Raw genomic sequence first — 18,295 nt, 5'->3', positions numbered from 1 at the left:
TACTTAAGTTCCCGAGCTAAAACAGTAACTTAGAGAATTGTGTACAACTCGTGTTACTGGTCGGATTTCTATTGTAACCATGTCAATACAGCCTCAGGATCGCGCCGTCATCCTCTTGAGGTCTCTCTATGAAGTTCTCCTCGATTCTCTTGTTGTCCCTTGGCCTGGTCAGTGGCGCAGCCATGGCCGGTGGCACCACCGAAGCCGGTGTGGGCGGCGCATTGGGCGGGGTTCTAGGCTCGGTTGTCGGCCAGCAGTTGGGCGGCAACACCGGTTCAACCATCGGCGCGGCCCTGGGCGGCGCAGGCGGTAGTGCGGTCGGAGCCGACAAGCGCAGCCGCGGCGAAGCAGCCATTGGCGGCGCACTGGGCGCAGCCGGCGGCAACGTGGTGGGCCGCAGTGTCGGCGGCAGCACCGGGGCACTGATCGGTTCAGCGGCCGGCGGTGGCGCGGGCGGTGCGCTGGGCAACTACATGGGCAACAAGAGCGATGACGATGATCGTCGTAGTCGTGATAGCCGCCGTTATGACCGCGACGACCATCGCGGCCGCGGCCATGCCTACGGGCATCGCAAGAACAAGCATCACTACCGTCACCGCTAAGCGCTAAAGAACACTGCAAAATCAATGTGGGAGGGGGCTTACTTGCCCCCTCCCACATTGGGTTCCGTGGTGCCTGCAACGCCGAAGTCAGACAACCAACCGCTGCAACGCCTCGCGCAACATCCCCGGAATCGTCACCGGCTGGTTCGTCCCCCGATCCACGAACACATGCACAAAGCGCCCCGCAGCGCAGGCTTCCTCTTCGCCTGCCTTGAACACCGCCAACTCGTACTGCACGGAGCTGTTGCCCAGCTTGCCCACCCGCAGGCCGATGTCCAGGCGGTCGGGAAAGGCAATCGACGCGAAGTAATCGCACGCCGAACTCACCACAAACCCCACCACCTCACCGTCATGAATATCCAACCCACCCTGTTCGATCAGGTAGGTATTCACCGCCGTGTCGAAGAAGCTGTAGTAGGTGACATTGTTCACATGGCCGTACACATCGTTGTCGTGCCAACGCGTGATGATCGGCTGGAAGTGACGGTAATCGGCGCGTTGCGGCATCGAGTCAGGCATGGGCAGGTCTCATGAAAGTAGGGTTACAAGGTCACTCAAGTGGGCTTGGGCCCACTCACGCACGTCGGCGTAGGGGTAGTCTTCCAGCGCTGCGAAACCGGGAATGCCCCGCGCCTTCAACTTGGTAAACAACGGCACGCTGATACCCCCCAGGAACCGTGTCAGCCGCTCAGCGCCCGGCAACTGTCCGGTGTGCTCATGATGCCTGTGGATAAAATCACCGCACAGCCCCATGAAGTTTTTATCCACAAGTGGCGGCAGGCTCGGCGGCGCCGGCAAATGCACGACGTGACCGTGGCACACGGAGCAGTGCCCGCAGCGCTGCGGTGCATTTTCATCACCAAAGTAACGCGCCAGGCGCTGCCCCAGGCAATGTTCGGTGGCGAACAGATCGAGCATGGCGTGAATCCGCGCCACTTCCGTCACCTCGTGCTGCTTGAAGCCTGTGTATAACTCGGCGCTCAACACCTGTGGATCAAACTCGGTATCCAGCAGGCTGTAGACCTCCGTCATCTGCTTGCTTTCCAACTCGATCAGGCCTTGTTCCTGGAAGTAATCCAAGGCCTTCACCACCCGACTGCGTTCGGCATTGTGTTGCTGGTAAAGCGCATCGAAATCCACGGTCGCCCAGGTTTTCGCACGCTTGCACACCTGGATGATCGCCGCGACAAACTGCTGGCGCTCGCCGGAAAAACGCGTCAGCAGAGCCTCGGGCTCGACCAGGTACTTGAAGCGGTATTCGGCATAAAACGCGTAGCGCGGCGCGATCACGCCCTTGAGCTCCAATTGCACCAACAGTGTCTTCAGTGGCAGTTCGCGGATGTTGCTGTGGTCCGACAGCGACCTCAGCAGGAACTCCCACTGCCCTTCACTGCGCGCGGCCTGCAACTCTTCCAGCACCCGCCGAATACCGTCCTGCTCCGGCGTATCGCCATACACGAAGTTTTCCAGCACATTGAGGCTGTCGCGGTTGGCCAGAACCAGGCAGTCCGAGGGCTGCCCATCACGCCCCGCACGGCCGATTTCCTGGCTGTAGTTCTCGATGGATTTGGGCAGGTCAAAATGCACCACATTGCGGATATCGCTCTTGTCGATGCCCATGCCAAACGCGATGGTAGCGACGATGCAATTGGAGCGCCCGCCCATGAAGCGCTGCTGGATGCCTTCACGCCTGTCGTGGGGCAAGCCGGCGTGATACGCCTCGGCCTGGATACCGTTGCGGTTCAGGTGCTCGGCAATCTGCTCGGCGGTTTTCTGCAAGGTGACGTAGACGATGCTGGGCTGGTTGGCCCGCGCGCTCATCCACTGCACCAGGCGACGACGCTTGTCCGCACCCGCGACCGGCTCCACCAACAGGTTGAGGTTGGGCCGATAGAAGCCCGTGGTGACCACGTCATCCGGCGCAATGGCGAACTTGGCCTGCATGTCGGCAATCACCTTGGGCGTGGCTGTAGCCGTCAGCAGCAGCGCTTGTGGGATCTTGAACTGGCGCTGGTAGTCCGGCAGCTTCAAATAATCCGGGCGGAAGTTGTGGCCCCACTCGGAAATACAGTGCGCCTCATCCACCACCAGCAGCGAGATCTGCACACTTTGCAGGAAGTGGCGAAAACGCTCGTTCTTCAAGCGCTCCACGGAAATCATCAGGATTTTCAGCTCGCCCGACCGCGCGCGTGCCATCACGTCATTGGCGTCCTCGCGGCTTTGCGCCGAATCGATACTGCCCGCCGAAATACCGTGGCGTTGCAGGAAGCCCAACTGGTCCTGCATCAACGCCAACAACGGCGACACCACCAGCGTCAGGTGCGGCAGCAACACCGCCGACAGTTGGTAACACAGGGACTTGCCCGACCCCGTAGGAAAAATGGCCGCAGCCGAACGACCTGCCAGTACGGCGCTGACCGTTTCTTCCTGGCCCGGACGAAACTGTGGATAACCAAAGACCTGCTGGAGGGTGTCGTGCATAGGCTGTCACTCCATTGACCGCTGAAGGTGGCTTAAAAACGTAGCCCAGTAAGCTCAGCGAATCGAGAAAGGTCGCATGGAAAAAAGAGACAGGATGATACACAGGGTGCAGCAATGGCCTTGGGCCAAATTTGACAAGTTCGACTGTGGCTGTAGGAACACCACAAACCAAATGTGGGAGGGGGATTGCCCCCCTCCCACATTTCAGCCTGCGCTACAGCTGAATCAGCGGTTCTGCACCCGCTCAATCGCCGTGTCATACACCGGGTTGGCCTTCTGTTCCTTGGCCAGTTGATAGTGACGCAATGCATCCGGGAACTGCCCCGCCGCTTCGTAGATCCGCGCAATGTTGTAGTAGGCACCTGCACGTACGGTGGCAGCATTGGCACCGGTGGCGAGGGCGATAGCCTTGCGATTGGCCCAGATCGACTCGGCAGTGTTGCCGGCTTTCTGATACGCCAGACCGAGGTTGCCGTAGGCCTTGCCGAAGCCATTGTCCAGCTCGATAGCCTGGCGGAACAGGTCGATGGCCTGGTCCAGCTTGCCGGCCTGGTAGGCCGCTTCACCCTGCAGGTTCAGACGCTTCGCATCTGTTTGTACGGAAGAACTGACGGTGACGGCGGTGACCGCCACGCTGTCATCCAGCAGCGGTTTGACTTCGTTCAGCACATTCGCCGCATTCACGGTCACGCCACTGAAAGTGTTGATGTCCTGGAAGTCGCCGCTGCCGGTCATGCGGAACACCGTCCACAGGTTGCCGCTGCGGTTCTTGGGCACGTAGTAGGTACGCACCAGCGATTGGCCCATGTACACGAACACCTTGGCTTCGCTGTCGGATAACTGGCGCGAGCCTGGGTTGCCGCCATTGCTGTAGTCATGCACGGCATAAACATAGCTTTCGCCGTAGTGTTTTTTCTGCAGGGTGATGGTTTCCGGGCCGTAGCTGTCGGTGTCATCCACATCCAACTCGGCATCGGTACCCTTCTGGTTCTCGAAGTAGATGTTATTGCCGGGGAAAATCATGTGGGAATCGAGGTCACTCGGCGTCTTGCCCCAGGTCAGCACCACACGCAGGCCATCGAGGTTTTCCATCACCGGGCTGATGGCGTAGGTCATGCCCGCGCAGGGGCACTTCACCACCAGGTTGGAGTAGCCAGGCTTCTTGATGATCAGCAGGTTGCTCCCATCATCGGCGGCCTCACTGGTCAGCGTCACTTGGCCCTGGGCGTTGGTGCGGCCCACCACGTTCTGTGCGCCGTTACGTTGCAGCAGCACTTCGGCATCGGCGATTTTCTGGTCCTTGACCACCGCACTGAGCACTTCGATCGGCAACTGCCCGGCCTGGACCGAAAAAGCCACCGCACACAATGACATCGCCGAAGCAACACGAAGCAAACCCATGCCTAACTCCCTTTAAGTCGCGGGCGGAAATCGCCCTGCAAGATTTTGCGGTGAAACATACGCTGAATTCCGGGTGTCGGCGGACTTTTTATACAAAATGTGACGTGGTTTTTATCCCGCCTGCCCATTGAAGCATTGCGCTACAATCAAACCTTGCTACCCAGGAGTACGCTGCGATGAGCGAACTGACGTTTGAGCAAAAACAGGATCATTACCACAAGATCCGCCGTTCCAATTACCTGGCCAGCCTGCGCCTGGAAGGGTTCGACACCCAGCCGGCCGACGTCGACAAACCCCTGCCGACCCGCGAAGCCGTCCTTGCCAAGTACCGCAACACCCCACGCTGATGCTCGACAAATACGGGGTGGGCCAGGATCCGTACTGCTATCCCGGTAGCAGCGTCCTGCGCAACCGCCTCGATTTGCTCGACGAAGCCCGCCTGCACCAGGCCGAGCGGGAATTATCCGAAATCGCCGTAGGCAGCCTCCCGCTCTTCCCCCCGCCCTACGACCTCGACCGCCTGCAACACATCCACCGCACGCTGTTTGGTGACATCTACGAGTGGGCCGGTGAGTTGCGCAGCGTGAACATCCAGAAAGGCGACACCCTGTTCTGCACCCCGGAGCGCATCCCCCCGGAAGCCGCGAAGATCATCCGGCAGATGGAAGAAGCAAACTGGTTTGTCGGTGCCAGCCAAACCGAGTTGATAAGCAGGATTGCCGAAGCCTATGGCGACCTCAACGTCATCCACCCCTTCCGCGAGGGCAATGGCCGGGCGCAGCGGATTTTGTTCGAACAGATCATCGTCAACGCGGGGTTTTCAGTGAACTGGTGGCTGGTGAAACACGCGGCATGGATACCGGCGAATATCGATGCGGTGGCGTGTGATTATCGGGGGTTGGTGGCGATTTTTGAGCGGTGTGTCAGCAGGCCTGCAGGGCAGTGATCGTTCCTCACGCTCTGCGTGGAAATGATCTGATCAACGGCGAGGCGATGGACCAGAAAAAACACGGCGCCCTTGAGTTTTTCGCGAGCAATCTCGCTCCTACAAGCACTGCCAAGCCACAAATGCCGGAAACCGTTGTAGGAAACCTCCAAACACCGCGACATCCCCTTCCCAAACTGCTCCAAACACCCGCTTGACCCTCTACAGAAGTTACCCGTAGCTGAATGAAAATAGCGCGGTCTCAACTTTCTCGGCAGAAACCTGTGAACATCGAAAGGGCTCAACACATCGGCCACTATGGCGTCATCTTCACAGTGAATCGCTTCACTGTTGTGCCTGACAATCGGCATGCTTTGGCCAATCTATGCCTGCTTGAAGCAAAAACGGTGGCGCGGTCAACACTCTCAATGCATGTCTACTCGGACGGGTCTTAGTGACATGGCCCTTTACCTTCAATTCGCTTCCTTTCTCCTTATCTATTTGATGCTGCACTACCAAATCACAGACCCAATGCTCAGAAAGCACTTCGCAGTCACATTTCTTACAACAGGCCTTATTTTGACGTTCCTACTACCCTATGTAGCGGTGATCCTCAGAATGCCCCTCCTACCTGTCTTTGTATTCTTGATAGGCTTGGCGCTCTTCATCACTCGAAACAAATACCGCCTCCAACGCAACCAGCCCCTTCATCCACTCCTGCGTGCCCCCACCATGAACCTCGCCCCCAACTTCCCCGAAGACCCTGTGATGCAGCAACTCCTGCAACTGCTGCACGAAGAAATCGGCCTGCCGAAACACAAGACCATCCGCCTGCAAACCTCACTCAATTTCGACCTGGGCTGTGACGGCAGTGAAGCCAAGCAACTCATGGAAGCGCTGGAGCAGGAGTTCGCACTCGACCTCGGCGACTACGACACTTATCGTTACTTCAACCCACCGGTCTTTGACGTGTTCCTCAAGCGTCGGGGCAAGGGGCATGGCGACAAGGTGCCGCTGACCATCGGCATGCTCTACCTGGCCATCAAGACCCACAGCTGGGACACCCAGACACTGGAAAACCTGAGCTGAACGAAGATCAGCTCCAGGCACACCGCAACTCAAAGGTGGAGGGGCAATGATTCTGCCTATCGTCGACTAACCCTTCGCGCACAAAAAAGCCGCCCACTAGGGGCGGCTTTTTAACAGCGACCGAGTCTTACAACTTCGGACCCGCAGCCTTGATCGCATCACTCACTTCAAACTTCTTGAAGTTCTCGATGAACAGACCAGCCAGCGCCTTCGCTGCTTCATCGTAAGCCGCCTTGTCTGCCCAAGTGTTACGTGGGTTCAACAGGCCGGTCTCAACGCCCGGTACGGCCAATGGCACGTCGAGGTTGATGGTGTCGAGGTGTTCGGTTTCAGCACCGATCAGAGCGCCGCTCTGGATCGCTGCGATCACGCCGCGCGTGGTCGGGATGTTGAAGCGCTTGCCAACGCCGTAGCCGCCGCCGGTCCAGCCGGTGTTGACCAGGTAGACCTTGGAGCCGAAGCCGCGGATGCGCTTGATCAGCAGCTCTGCGTATTCGCCGGCCGGGCGTGGGAAGAACGGCGCGCCGAAGCAGGTGGAGAAGGTCGACTTGATGCCGCTGCCCGAACCCATTTCGGTCGAGCCCACCAGCGCGGTGTAGCCGGACAGGAAGTGGTAGGCCGCTTGTTCTTCGCTGAGGATGGACACGGGCGGCAGTACGCCGGTCAGGTCGCAGGTCAGGAAGATCACCGCGTTTGGCTCGCCGCCCAGGTTCTTCTCGGAACGCTTGGCAACGTGCTCCAGCGGGTAGGCGGCGCGGCTGTTCTGGGTCAGGCTGACATCGGCATAGTCGGCGTGCTTGGCCTCGTCGATCACGACGTTTTCCAGCACGGCGCCGTGCTTGATGGCTTTCCAGATAACCGGCTCGTTCTTCTCGGACAGGTCGATGCACTTGGCATAGCAACCGCCTTCGATGTTGAACACCACGCCTTCGCCCCAGCCGTGTTCGTCGTCACCGATCAGGTAGCGGCTTTCGTCGGCGGACAGGGTGGTCTTGCCGGTACCCGACAGACCGAAGAACAGGGTCACGTCGCCTGCTTCGCCAATGTTGGCGGCGCAGTGCATCGGCAGTACGTCGGAAGCCGGCAGCAGGTAGTTCTGCACCGAGAACATGGCTTTCTTCATTTCACCGGCGTAGCGCATGCCGGCGATCAGCACTTTTTTCTGGGCGAAGTTGAGGATCACGCAACCATCGGAGTTGGTGCCGTCACGCTCTGGCACGCACTCGAAGTTGGCCACGTTGAGCACTTGCCACTCGTCACGACCGGCCGGGTTGTACTGGGCCGGGTTGATGAACAGGCAACGACCGAACAGGTTCTGCCAGGCAGTCTGGGTGGTCATTTTCACGGCCAGGTAGTGGTCTTCGGCAGCCCCTACGTGAACGTGGGAAACGAAATGCTCTTGCGCGTTGTTGAACGCCTCGACGCGGGCCCACAGGGCATCGAACTTGTCGGCCGGGAACTTGCGGTTGATCGGGCCCCAGGCGATGGAATCCTGGGTGGAAGGCTCTTCAACGATGAAACGGTCGACTGGCGAACGGCCGGTACGGTGACCGGTTTCCACGACCAGCGCGCCGGTATCGGCAAGCACGCCTTCACCGCGCTGCAGGGCTTCTTTGACCAGATCGTCAACACTCAGATCGGTGTATACGGCGTTATTGGCTTGCGTCATGAGGTTCCCCGTCGGCCTGTGGCCGAGTGCTCCAAACGTTTTGTAGTAGAAAGTTGCGCACTACTACCGCGAAAAAAGTGGGCCGGATTATGCCAGAAAAGCCCAAAAAGAGTAGGGCCCTCCCGTCAGAACGCCTCTAATCCGGCATTTGACAGGTGATTTACCTGTGCTTAAACGTTTTAGTGGCGGGTGTCGGAAGGCGTGTCGATGCCTGCGCCCGCGAACAATTGCGCTACATCGGCAGCGTCGAACAGGTAGCGCTCGTTGCAGAACTGGCAGTCGATCTCGATATTGCCACCGTGTTCCACCACCAGGTTCTGCGCATCTTCCAGGCCCAGGCTGACCAGGGCGTTGCCCGAACGCTCGCGGGAGCAGCTGCAGTGGAAGTGCAGCGTCTGCGCGTCGAACAGGCGCACGGGGTCTTCGTGGTACAGGCGGTGCAGGATGGTTTCGTTGTCCAGACCCAGCAGTTCTTCGGCTTTCAGGGTATCGGCCAAGGCAATGCAGTGCCGCCAGCTTTCAGCGCGATCTTCGTCGTCCTTGATACGGTCGGCCGGCAGTTGTTGCAGCAACATGCCACGGGCGCGCTTGCCGTCGGCGTTAAGCCAGAACTTGGTGCCCACTTGCTGGGACATCACGAAATAGTTGGTGAAGCATTCCGACAGCGTCTTGCCGTCGAGGTCGACGATGCCCTGGTAACGCTGGCCTGAGGTCGGGTCGACGGTGAGCGCCAGGACGCCGTTGGGCATCAGCTCGGCGAGGCTGGCGTCCGGGGCAATCTGGTCGGCTTCATAACGGGCCAGGCCTCGGATTTCGCGCTCGCTGGAGCACTCGATCATCAACAGCGGAATCGGCCCTTCGGAACGGGCTTGCAGGATCAGCAAACCGTCGAACTTCATGGTACCCACCAGCAACGCAGCAGCGGCCATCAGCTCACCGAGCAGTTGTGCGACCGGCTCCGGATAGGGGTGCTTGGCGAGGACTTCGGCGTAGCTGCGCTCCAACGAAACCATTTCGCCGCGGGCGTCGCTCTCGTCGAAGATGAAGCGTTGGGTGAAGTCGGTATCCGGTAGATCAGTCATAGGTCTGGGTATCTGAATTGATGACAAATTGGTTACAAGGTTTATAAAATTAAACGCTTTAGCACCATCTTGGTGCGGCTTTCTCCTGGAAACAGAGAGCTTATTTAGAGCGAAGAGGGACAGTTTATGAACAATCCGGGTTTGTTCCAAGCCAAGTGGAACCTCCGGCGATGGGCTCTGTGCAATCTACTCGCTATCGGGCTGCTGTGTTTTTGGCTATGGCCCACGGGGCAGATGCTCTGTGTGATTTTCGACGAGTGGCTGTTTCACCTTCTCAACGACCCGCTGGCGAGCAACGCGACATGGCTGCACGTGTGGGCCGTGGCCAGTCTGCGGCCGTTTGATGCGGTGGTCGGGGTGATCCTGCTGATGCTGCTGATTCGCGGCGACTGGGTGTTCAAAGCCGCGCAGGTACGCCAGGCCCTGTTAGGTTTTGTCGGTATTTTGTTGCTCTTGCTGTTTATCCGCATGCTGTTTTCCAAACTCGCGGCGCAGATGGGCTGGCAACACAGCAGCCCGTCGATGGTCATCGCCGGGGCGATCCAGATGAGCGACTATTTCCCGGGGCTGGAGAAGACCTGGGAGCTGAAGGACCGCTCAAGCCAAAGCTTTCCGGGGGATCACGCCTCGGTGTTGCTGATCTGGGCAATGTTCATGAGCGTGTTCGCCAAGCGCATCGGCCAGGTGCTGGTGATCTGGGGCCTGGCGCTGTTGTTCATGATGCCGCGGCTGGTAGCGGGCGCGCATTGGGGGCAGGACGATTACATCGGCGGGGTGCTGCTGGCACTGTTGGCGTTGGGCTGGGGTTGTTACACGCCGTTTGCAGCGAAGGTGTCGGCCGCGTTGTTACACGTGACGACGCCGATCTTCAGGTTACTTGGCAAGCTGCCAGTGATCAGTGGATTGAGCGTCGTGCGCACCTCCCCTTAACGCTGCAAGCCCCCTCCCACATTTGAATGGGCCGCTGCGCAATCAGTCATCATTGCCACTGCCGCGAAACTTGAACAGGTCGCGGCGCTGCTTCTTGCTCGGCTTGCCATCGGTGGTCATCCCCGTGGCGCCCGCCTTGCGCAGGGCCGCCGCATTTTCGCGCCTGGCAATGCTGGCTTCGGTTTCGGTGTACAGCGCCTGCGCTTCGGGGGCGCCACGGCGCACAATGGAAAGTGCCTGAACCACCACGGTCTTTTCGTCAAAACCTATCCGAATCTGCAGCTCATCACCGACACGTGGCTCTTTGCCCGGTTTACAGCGCTCGCCTCGGTGATGCACCTTGCCGCTCTCAATCGCGGCCTTGGCCAAGGCACGTGTCTTGAAGAAACGCGCTGCCCAAAGCCACTTGTCCAGACGGACCTTTTCTTCCTCTTCCTGCTTTTGAGCCACTTGAATTCCTCGCTCTGACAAATGTCGCAACTGTAACGTTGAAACCCTTCGACGCATAAACCTCAAGGCTCACCTAAGATACGCCAGGTAGCACCCTGTTTTCGCGAGGATACGCCGTGACCGACTTTCCCACTTCACTCACCTCGCCTGAACAGCGTTGCGCAGGCTGCCAGCAAAGCGAACCCCTGGGTTTCGAGTTTGCTTTCGCCTACCAGCCTATCGTAGACCTTCGGGACCATTCGATTTTTGCCCACGAAGCCTTGGTGCGCGGTACACAGGGCGAAGGGGCGATGTCGGTACTGGAGAAGGTCAATGACAGCAACCGCTACCGCTTCGACCAGCGCTGCCGCACCCAGGCGATCGCCGGTGCTGCGGCCCTTGGGATGCAAACCCACCTTTCCATCAACTTCATGCCCAACGCCGTGTACCGTCCGGAGTTGTGCATCCGCAGCACCCTAGAGGCAGCTCGCGCGCACAACTTCCCGCTGAACCAACTGATTTTCGAAACACTGGAAAGCGAGCATGTAGATAACTATCGCCATTTGACGAATATTCTGCGTGAATACCGCGAGTTCGGCTTCAAGACCGCCATCGACGACTTCGGCGCGGGCTATTCGGGGCTGAATCTGCTGGCCGATTTCCAACCTGACTTGATCAAACTCGACATGGCGCTGATCCGCGATGTCGACCAGGATCGTGTCCGCCAGGTGATCGTCCAGGGGATTGTCACAATCTGTGAGCAGTTGAACGTTACTGTCATCGCCGAAGGCATCGAAAGTGCCGGCGAGCGCGACTTTCTGTCTGACTGCGGAATATTTCTGATGCAAGGCTACTGGTTCGCCAGGCCTGCATTCAAAGCCCTGGCCGAGGTTTCTCCTCAGGCGTGGGCGAATTGACCGGTTACCCATATTGAAGACATTTGACCATTTGACCGTTGTAGGTCTGCGTGAGTGGGTGGCACTTCCCGACTTGGGAGTGGCAGGCCTGCGTGCCAAGATCGACACCGGTGCCAGCACCTCCAGCCTGCATGCCACCGACATCGAGCCTTTTGAGCGCGACGGTGAGAAGTGGGTGCGCTTTACCGCGCACCTGGGCAGCGTTGTGCAACTGCGTCACCGCCGCTGCGAAGCGCCCCTGGTGACCATGAAAACCATCAAGAGCTCCAATGGCCATGCGCAGGTGCGCTACGTGATCAGCACCACCCTGGCACTGGGTGATCGGGTATGGCGGGTGGAGTTCACCCTGGCCTGCCGCAAAGCCATGCGTTACCGCCTGTTGCTGGGTTCCAAGGCGCTGATTGACGGCCACCTGGTGGTCAATCCCGGCGTCAAGTACGTTCAAGACAAGCCGGTGTTCCCGGTCTCTACTATTTCTGCCCCAGGTGCTGCATGAAGATTGCTGTGCTGTCGCGAAACCCGCGTCTGTATTCCACCCGCCGCCTGGTCGAGGCCGGCACCGAACGTGGCCACGAAATGGTGGTGATCGACACGCTGCGTGCCTATATGAACATTGCCAGCCACAAGCCGCAGATCCATTACCGCGGTAAACCGCTGGAGGGGTTTGATGCGGTGATCCCGCGGATTGGCGCCTCGGTGACGTTCTATGGCTGCGCCGTGTTGCGCCAGTTCGAAATGATGGGGGTCTTCCCCCTCAATGAATCCGTGGCCATTGCACGCTCGCGGGACAAATTACGCTCGTTGCAACTGCTCTCGCGGCGGGGCATCGGCCTGCCGGTCACCGGCTTTGCCCACTCCCCCGACGACATTCCCGACCTGATCGAAATGGTCAACGGCGCGCCGCTGGTGATCAAGGTGCTGGAAGGCACCCAGGGCATCGGTGTGGTGCTGTGTGAAACCGCGACTGCAGCGGAATCCGTGATCGAGGCATTCATGGGCCTCAAGCAGAACATCATGGTCCAGGAGTACATCAAGGAAGCCGGCGGTGCGGATATTCGCTGCTTCGTGGTGGGCGACAAGGTGATCGCAGCCATGAAGCGCCAGGCCAAGCCCGGAGAGTTCCGCTCCAACCTGCACCGTGGCGGCAGCGCCAGCCTGATCAAGATCACCCCGGAAGAACGCATGACCGCGCTGCGGGCGGCCAAGGTCATGGGGTTGGCAGTGGCGGGTGTGGATATCCTGCGCTCCAACCATGGGCCACTGGTGATGGAGGTGAACTCGTCGCCGGGCCTGGAAGGGATAGAGACCACCACTGGGAAGGATGTGGCGGGGATCATCATCCAACATCTGGAGAAGAATGGTGGACCGAATATGACCAGGACCAAGGGCAAGGGTTAGAGACGGGAGCTGTCAGCTTCAAGCTATAAGCTGCAAGAAAGGGCAAAAGCTGTGCGCCTTTCTCTTGCGGCTTCAAGCTTGAAACTTGCAGCTGTTTCTAGACCGCATCCCTTGGCAGCATAAGCCCAAGCGGCAAGCGTACCCGCGCCTCAAGGCCACCGCCGTCGCGGTTACGCAACTCGACATTGCCGCCGTGCATCGACGCAATCCGCCGCACGATCGCCAGCCCCAAGCCGGTCCCTTTGCCACCCCGGGCACGGTCGCCACGGGTGAAGGGGTTGAAGATACCCTCCAGCTCGTCCGGATCGATGCCCGCCCCCCGGTCCATCACACTCAGCACCACGTACGGCGCAGCACTGTCGCCAGACACATACGCAGCCACTTCAACATCCGAACCGGCGTGGTGCAAAGCGTTGCCGATCAGGTTGTTCAGCAGGCGCTTCATCGACACCCGACGCAACGCAAACGGCTGGATCGGCTCAAGGCGCATGCGCACTTGCTCGCCATTCTGGTTGTAGGGCGCGACAACCTCACGCACCAGGTCCGTGAGATCGACTTCCTCCACCACCTCGTCACGACCATCGCGAATAAACGCCAGGAACTGGTCGAGAATCGCGTCCATGTCTTCGATGTCGCGAACCATGTCGTCGGTGAGGTCGCTATGGTTGCCCATCAGCTCCAGGGACAGGCGCAATCGCGTCAAAGGCGTGCGCAAGTCATGGGACACCCCCGCCAGCATCAGCTCGCGCTCGCGCCCGGCCTGTTCGACATCCTCCGCCATCTGGTTGAAGGCGCCATACACCTCGGTCATTTCACTGGGCGTATCGCTGACCGGCAGGCGCACGCTGCGCCCCTGGCCCAATTGGCGGGCGGCAAACACCAGGCGTTTAAGCGGTTGGTTGAGCTGGCGAACGAAAATCCACGCCGACGCGGTGGAAAGCAAGCCGATGGCCAGGAACCAGCCCAACACGTTCCAGATCTTCTGCCCCCGCAAAGGGTGCGGATACAGCGGAACCTTGATCCAGGCATCGCCAAGGCTCGGCGCCCTTACCCACAGCGCAGGTGAAACATGCATGCGCAAGCGCACCTCGGTGTCCTCGCCCAGTTCGGCCTGCATCTGGCGCTGGTAGATCTCGCTGTAGGGCCAATGCTGCTCACCCTCGGGTACACCAGCCCCGTCAACGCGGGTCAACGTCGAGGCCTTGGCGACCTTTTCGCGGTTCTCAGGGTCTACGGCCCAGTAACCACGCAGCGTCAGGGCGACACCGTGGCTGTACTGCCGGTCCACCAGCACGTCTTCGTTCATCAGCAGATAAACCAGTGTCAGCGCCTTGGAAAACAGCACGACGATCAGCACCAGCCAAAGGGTGCGGGAGAAGAAACTTTGCGGGAACCACAGAGGGGTTTTCATAGAAGACAGCTGGACACCTTGCAGGAACGAGCGGCGCTCGCAGAATTGCAGACGCCGGGCATCCCGTCGACCCTCATGGAGTCAAGCGCCAGGATGCCCGCCCTGCAAATCATCGGTCACTTGGTTGCGGTGCCATCCGGCACAAACACATAGCCCACACCCCATACCGTCTGGATATACCGAGGTTTGGACGGGTCCGGCTCGATCATCCGGCGCAGACGGGAAATCTGCACGTCGATGGAGCGCTCCAGGGCGTCCCATTCGCGACCGCGTGCCAGGTTCATCAGTTTGTCGCGGGTCAGCGGCTGACGCGCGTTCATCACCAGGGCCTTGAGCACGGCGAATTCACCGGTGGTGAGCATGTGCACTTCGTCGCCACGCTTGAGCTCGCGGGTTGCCAGCGACAGTTCGTAGTCGCCAAAGGTAACGCTTTCGTCTTCGCTGCCCGGCGCGCCCGGTACCGGCGGTGCCTGACGACGCAACACGGCTTTGACCCGCGCCATCAACTCGTCGGGGTTGAAGGGTTTGGCCAGGTAGTCATCAGCGCCCAGCTCGAGGCCCTTGATGCGGCTCAGCTCATCGCCCTTGGCGGTCAGCATGATGATTGGAATCTGGTTGTTCGCGCCACGCAGGCGCTTGCAGGCGGTGAGGCCGTCTTCGCCGGGCAGCATCAGGTCGAGTACGACCAGGTTGAATACCTCACGCCCCAGGAGACGGTCCATCTGCTCGGTGTTCGGCACCGCGCGGGCACGGTAGCCCTTGGAGTTGAAGAAACGCTCCAGCAGGCTGCTAAGCCCCGGATCATCATCAACGATGAGAATTTTTTCGCCTTCAGCAGTTTGTGCAGTGCTGCTCATTGGATGCTCCTCTTATCTCGGCGCGCATTATGGCGTAGCTGCCGTTATACGCACCGTGTGCATTGTTAGCAGATTTTTCCTCTACTGCCAGCGAACCCTCGCCTTCCAACCACTGGCGCAGTACCCCCCAAGGGCAGAACGCTGGTTATAATGCGGCGCCTTCGTGCAGGGCAACGTCAGATCGTTGCCGTTTACTGCCGGGCTTTTTTTCCCCGCTTGTCGTGATTTTTTCGATTTCGAGGGTCAATAGGCTGCCTCTTGACCCAGGTAGCGGCGCCGGTCGGGCCGCTCAACCAGCCGCGCAAGGCCTTGTTTTCCGGGCCTGCGGGCTGCTTTTCAGAATTTCAGGTGGTTTTATGGACAGCATCAACAGCCGCATCGCCGAAGAACTCGGCGTACGCCCACAACAGGTCGAAGCGGCCGTCGCTCTACTGGATGAAGGCTCCACGGTGCCCTTCATCGCCCGTTACCGGAAAGAAGTGACCGGCAGCCTCGACGACATCCAGCTGCGGCACCTTGAAGAACGCCTGCGCTACCTGCGAGAACTCGACGAACGGCGTATCAGCATCCTCGCCAGCATCGAGGAACAGGGCAAGCTGACGCCTCAGCTTGAACGCGACATCAAGCTCGCCGACACCAAGACCCGCCTCGAAGACCTTTACCTGCCGTACAAACAGAAGCGCCGCACCAAGGGCCAGATTGCCCTGGAAGCCGGCCTGGGCGAACTGGCCGACGGCCTGTTCAACGACCCGTCGCTGACCCCGGAGACCGAAGCCGCGCGCTTCATCAACACCGAAAAAGGCGTTGCCGACGTCAAGGCCGCCCTCGAAGGCGCCAAGTACATCCTGATGGAGCGCTTCGCCGAAGACGCCAACCTGCTGGAAAAACTGCGCAACTACCTGAAACAGGAAGCCACCCTCAGCGCCCGCGTCATCGCCGGCAAAGAGGAAGAAGGCGCCAAGTTCCGCGACTACTTCGAACACGACGAACCGCTGAAAAGCATGCCGTCCCACCGTGCGCTGGCGATTTTCCGTGGCCGCAACGAAGGCATTCTCAGCTCTGCGCTGAAAGTCGGCGACGAACTGCCGGGCACCATGCACCCGTGTGAAGGCATGATCGGCCAACAATTCGGCATCCAGAATCAGAATCGTCCTGCGGACAAGTGGCTCGGTGAAGTCGTGCGCTGGACCTGGAAGGTCAAGCTCTACACCCACCTGGAAACCGACCTGCTCGGCGAGTTGCGCGACGGCGCCGAAACCGAGGCGATCAACGTCTTCGCCCACAACCTGCACGACCTGCTGCTGGCCGCCCCGGCCGGTCCACGTGCCACCCTGGGCCTCGACCCGGGCCTGCGCACCGGCTGCAAGGTCGCCGTGGTCGATGCCACCGGCAAGCTGCTGGACCACGCCACCGTGTACCCACACGTTCCGCACAACAAGTGGGACCAGACCCTCGCCATCCTGGCCGCCCTGTGCGCCAAGCATGCGGTGGACCTGATCGCCATCGGCAACGGCACTGCCAGCCGTGAAACCGACAAGCTGGCCGCCGAACTGATCAAGAAGTACCCAGCCATGAAGATGACCAAGGTGATGGTCTCCGAAGCCGGTGCTTCGGTGTACTCGGCATCGGAACTGGCCTCCAAGGAATTCCCGGACCTCGACGTGTCGATCCGTGGCGCGGTGTCCATCGCCCGTCGCCTGCAGGATCCGCTGGCAGAGCTGGTGAAAATCGATCCTAAATCCATCGGTGTCGGCCAGTACCAGCACGACGTGTCGCAGCTGAAACTGGCACGCGGCCTGGATGCGGTAGTCGAAGACTGCGTAAACGCCGTGGGCGTGGACGTGAACACCGCCTCCGTGGCGCTGCTGGCGCGTATCTCCGGCCTCAATGCCACCCTGGCGCAGAACATCGTCACTCACCGCGACGAAAACGGTGCGTTCAAAACCCGCGCCGCGCTGAAAAAAGTCGCCCGCCTGGGTGAAAAAACCTTCGAGCAAGCCGCCGGCTTCCTGCGCGTGATGAACGGCGACAACCCGCTGGATTCGTCAGCCGTTCACCCGGAAGCCTATCCGTTGGTGCAACGTATCGCCGCCGAGACCGACCGCGATATCCGCTCGCTGATCGGCGACGCCGCATTCCTCAAGCGCCTGGATCCAAAGAAGTACACCGACGAAACCTTCGGCGTTCCGACCATCACCGACATCCTGCAAGAGCTGGAAAAACCTGGCCGCGACCCGCGTCCCGAGTTCAAGACCGCCGAGTTCCAGGACGGCGTCGAAGACCTCAAGGACCTGCAACTGGGCATGATCCTCGAAGGCGTGGTCACCAACGTGACCAACTTCGGCGCGTTTGTGGACATCGGCGTGCATCAGGACGGTTTGGTGCACATCTCTGCGCTTTCGGAGAAGTTCATCAAGGATCCGCGCGAAGCGGTGAAAGCCGGTGATGTGGTCAAGGTCAAGGTCATGGAAGTCGACATCCCGCGCAAACGCGTTGGCCTGTCGATGCGCATGGGCGACACCCCCGGCGAAAAAATCGACGGCGCCCGTGGTGCACGTCCTGGCTCGGCACCGCGCCAGTCGCAGAACCGCTCTGAAAACAGTCAACCGCGCAAGGAAACCGCCACCGCAGCGCCAAGCAACAACGCCATGGCCTCGCTGTTCGCCAACGCCAAGCAGTTGAAGAAACGCTGATGGAAATCCCCGCCGGTTTGACCCAGATCGCGTTCAGCGAACTGATCGGCTGCCGCCTGCAACGCCTCGAAGAAGGCGTTGCCGAGGTGGCCCTGACCCTGGAGCCGCACCTGCGCAACCGCGCGGGCAAGCTCCATGGCGGGGCGATTTTCAGTCTGGTGGACATCACCATGGGGCTGGCCTGCTCCAGCGCCCATGGGTTTGACCAGCAGAGCGCGACCATCGAATGCAAGATCAACTACATCCGCGCCGTGGAAGACGGCGATGTGCTGTGCACCAGCCACGTGATTCACGCCGGCCGGCGCACGCTGGTGGTCGAGGCCGATGTGTATCAGGACGAAAGACTTGTCGCAAAAGCACAGGGCACGTTCGCTGTCCTATAGCTCCCCGCCCCCGATTTGAGTTAATTTC

The 18,295-nt window shown here is 59.9% G+C and carries 18 protein-coding genes; 10 read left to right on the top strand and 8 right to left on the bottom strand.

Translation table 11 applies throughout. The annotated features are described in order from the left end of the window. Positions 1 to 128 precede the first annotated feature (128 nt). On the top strand, positions 129 to 602 hold the full coding sequence (locus tag BLQ09_RS23100) for a glycine zipper domain-containing protein (protein WP_027605140.1): 474 nt from the start codon (positions 129 to 131) through the stop codon (positions 600 to 602). Between the two features lie 87 nt (positions 603 to 689). Here BLQ09_RS23100 and BLQ09_RS23095 read toward each other — a convergent pair whose 3' ends face one another. The 3 genes from BLQ09_RS23095 to BLQ09_RS23085 form a co-directional block, all read right to left on the bottom strand. Further along, on the bottom strand, positions 690 to 1,121 hold the full coding sequence (locus tag BLQ09_RS23095; RefSeq protein ID WP_065925806.1) for an acyl-CoA thioesterase: 432 nt from the start codon (positions 1,119 to 1,121) through the stop codon (positions 690 to 692). 9 nt (positions 1,122 to 1,130) lie between these two features. After that, on the bottom strand, positions 1,131 to 3,083 hold the full coding sequence (locus tag BLQ09_RS23090; RefSeq protein WP_092358673.1) for a RecQ family ATP-dependent DNA helicase: 1,953 nt from the start codon (positions 3,081 to 3,083) through the stop codon (positions 1,131 to 1,133). Between the two features lie 225 nt (positions 3,084 to 3,308). Continuing rightward, a complete protein-coding gene (locus tag BLQ09_RS23085) occupies positions 3,309 to 4,484 on the bottom strand; it encodes a tetratricopeptide repeat protein (protein WP_027605143.1) in 1,176 nt (391 codons plus the stop codon). A 176-nt stretch (positions 4,485 to 4,660) separates the two neighbouring features. On the opposite strand from BLQ09_RS23085, the gene BLQ09_RS23080 reads away from it, so the two are divergent. From BLQ09_RS23080 to BLQ09_RS23070, 3 genes are all read left to right on the top strand, one after another. After that, on the top strand, positions 4,661 to 4,831 hold the full coding sequence (locus BLQ09_RS23080) for a YhfG family protein (protein WP_003236014.1): 171 nt from the start codon (positions 4,661 to 4,663) through the stop codon (positions 4,829 to 4,831). Then, complete coding sequence (locus BLQ09_RS23075) at positions 4,831 to 5,430, top strand: putative adenosine monophosphate-protein transferase Fic (RefSeq protein ID WP_092358671.1); 600 nt, start codon at positions 4,831 to 4,833, stop codon at positions 5,428 to 5,430. Before BLQ09_RS23080 ends, BLQ09_RS23075 begins: the two co-directional genes overlap by 1 nt. 711 nt (positions 5,431 to 6,141) lie before the next feature. Then, positions 6,142 to 6,498: a DUF1493 family protein gene (locus tag BLQ09_RS23070; RefSeq protein WP_027605145.1), complete on the top strand. Its 357-nt coding sequence runs from the start codon at positions 6,142 to 6,144 to the stop codon at positions 6,496 to 6,498. Between the two features lie 127 nt (positions 6,499 to 6,625). Here the strand turns inward: BLQ09_RS23070 and BLQ09_RS23065 are convergent, their stop codons facing one another. After that, positions 6,626 to 8,167, bottom strand: a complete 1,542-nt coding sequence (locus BLQ09_RS23065) for a phosphoenolpyruvate carboxykinase (protein ID WP_027605146.1) — start codon at positions 8,165 to 8,167, stop codon at positions 6,626 to 6,628. A gap of 179 nt (positions 8,168 to 8,346) precedes the next feature. Next, complete coding sequence (gene hslO / locus BLQ09_RS23060; RefSeq protein WP_027605147.1) at positions 8,347 to 9,249, bottom strand: Hsp33 family molecular chaperone HslO; 903 nt, start codon at positions 9,247 to 9,249, stop codon at positions 8,347 to 8,349. 126 nt (positions 9,250 to 9,375) lie between these two features. Here hslO and BLQ09_RS23055 point away from each other — a divergent pair, with 126 nt between their 5' ends. After that, positions 9,376 to 10,179 (top strand): phosphatase PAP2 family protein, encoded by an 804-nt coding sequence (locus BLQ09_RS23055; RefSeq protein ID WP_027605148.1) that lies wholly within the window; start codon positions 9,376 to 9,378, stop codon positions 10,177 to 10,179. Positions 10,180 to 10,221: 42 nt separating this feature from the next. Here the strand turns inward: BLQ09_RS23055 and BLQ09_RS23050 are convergent, their stop codons facing one another. Beyond that, positions 10,222 to 10,629, bottom strand: coding sequence for an RNA-binding S4 domain-containing protein (locus BLQ09_RS23050; RefSeq protein ID WP_027605149.1), 408 nt, complete (start codon positions 10,627 to 10,629; stop codon positions 10,222 to 10,224). A gap of 116 nt (positions 10,630 to 10,745) precedes the next feature. On the opposite strand from BLQ09_RS23050, the gene BLQ09_RS23045 reads away from it, so the two are divergent. The 3 genes from BLQ09_RS23045 to rimK are packed head-to-tail and all read left to right on the top strand — an operon-like array spanning position 10,746 to position 12,923. After that, complete coding sequence (locus BLQ09_RS23045; protein ID WP_027605150.1) at positions 10,746 to 11,525, top strand: S6 modification regulatory phosphodiesterase RimA; 780 nt, start codon at positions 10,746 to 10,748, stop codon at positions 11,523 to 11,525. A gap of 46 nt (positions 11,526 to 11,571) precedes the next feature. Then, positions 11,572 to 12,021: a retropepsin-like aspartic endopeptidase RimB gene (locus BLQ09_RS23040; protein WP_169899741.1), complete on the top strand. Its 450-nt coding sequence runs from the start codon at positions 11,572 to 11,574 to the stop codon at positions 12,019 to 12,021. Beyond that, positions 12,018 to 12,923, top strand: a complete 906-nt coding sequence (gene rimK / locus BLQ09_RS23035; protein ID WP_003171022.1) for a 30S ribosomal protein S6--L-glutamate ligase — start codon at positions 12,018 to 12,020, stop codon at positions 12,921 to 12,923. Before BLQ09_RS23040 ends, rimK begins: the two co-directional genes overlap by 4 nt. A 97-nt stretch (positions 12,924 to 13,020) precedes the next feature. Here the strand turns inward: rimK and BLQ09_RS23030 are convergent, their stop codons facing one another. Both BLQ09_RS23030 and ompR read right to left on the bottom strand, forming a co-directional pair. Beyond that, positions 13,021 to 14,334 (bottom strand): ATP-binding protein, encoded by a 1,314-nt coding sequence (locus BLQ09_RS23030; RefSeq protein ID WP_027605151.1) that lies wholly within the window; start codon positions 14,332 to 14,334, stop codon positions 13,021 to 13,023. Between the two features lie 116 nt (positions 14,335 to 14,450). After that, positions 14,451 to 15,191 (bottom strand): osmolarity response regulator transcription factor OmpR, encoded by a 741-nt coding sequence (ompR, locus tag BLQ09_RS23025; protein WP_015373500.1) that lies wholly within the window; start codon positions 15,189 to 15,191, stop codon positions 14,451 to 14,453. A gap of 356 nt (positions 15,192 to 15,547) precedes the next feature. On the opposite strand from ompR, the gene BLQ09_RS23020 reads away from it, so the two are divergent. Both BLQ09_RS23020 and BLQ09_RS23015 read left to right on the top strand, forming a co-directional pair. Beyond that, positions 15,548 to 17,884: a Tex family protein gene (locus BLQ09_RS23020; protein WP_027605152.1), complete on the top strand. Its 2,337-nt coding sequence runs from the start codon at positions 15,548 to 15,550 to the stop codon at positions 17,882 to 17,884. Then, a complete protein-coding gene (locus BLQ09_RS23015) occupies positions 17,884 to 18,267 on the top strand; it encodes a PaaI family thioesterase (RefSeq protein ID WP_092358670.1) in 384 nt (127 codons plus the stop codon). The genes BLQ09_RS23020 and BLQ09_RS23015 overlap by 1 nt, the downstream gene beginning before the upstream one ends. The last annotated feature ends 28 nt before the right edge of the window (positions 18,268 to 18,295 follow it).

It is taken from the genome of Pseudomonas sp. NFACC25, from assembly GCF_900100935.1.
GTDB lineage: Bacteria > Pseudomonadota > Gammaproteobacteria > Pseudomonadales > Pseudomonadaceae > Aquipseudomonas > Aquipseudomonas marginalis.
The sequence above is the reverse complement of the archived record's forward strand: the minus strand, read 5'-3'. Positions and strand labels throughout refer to the sequence as shown.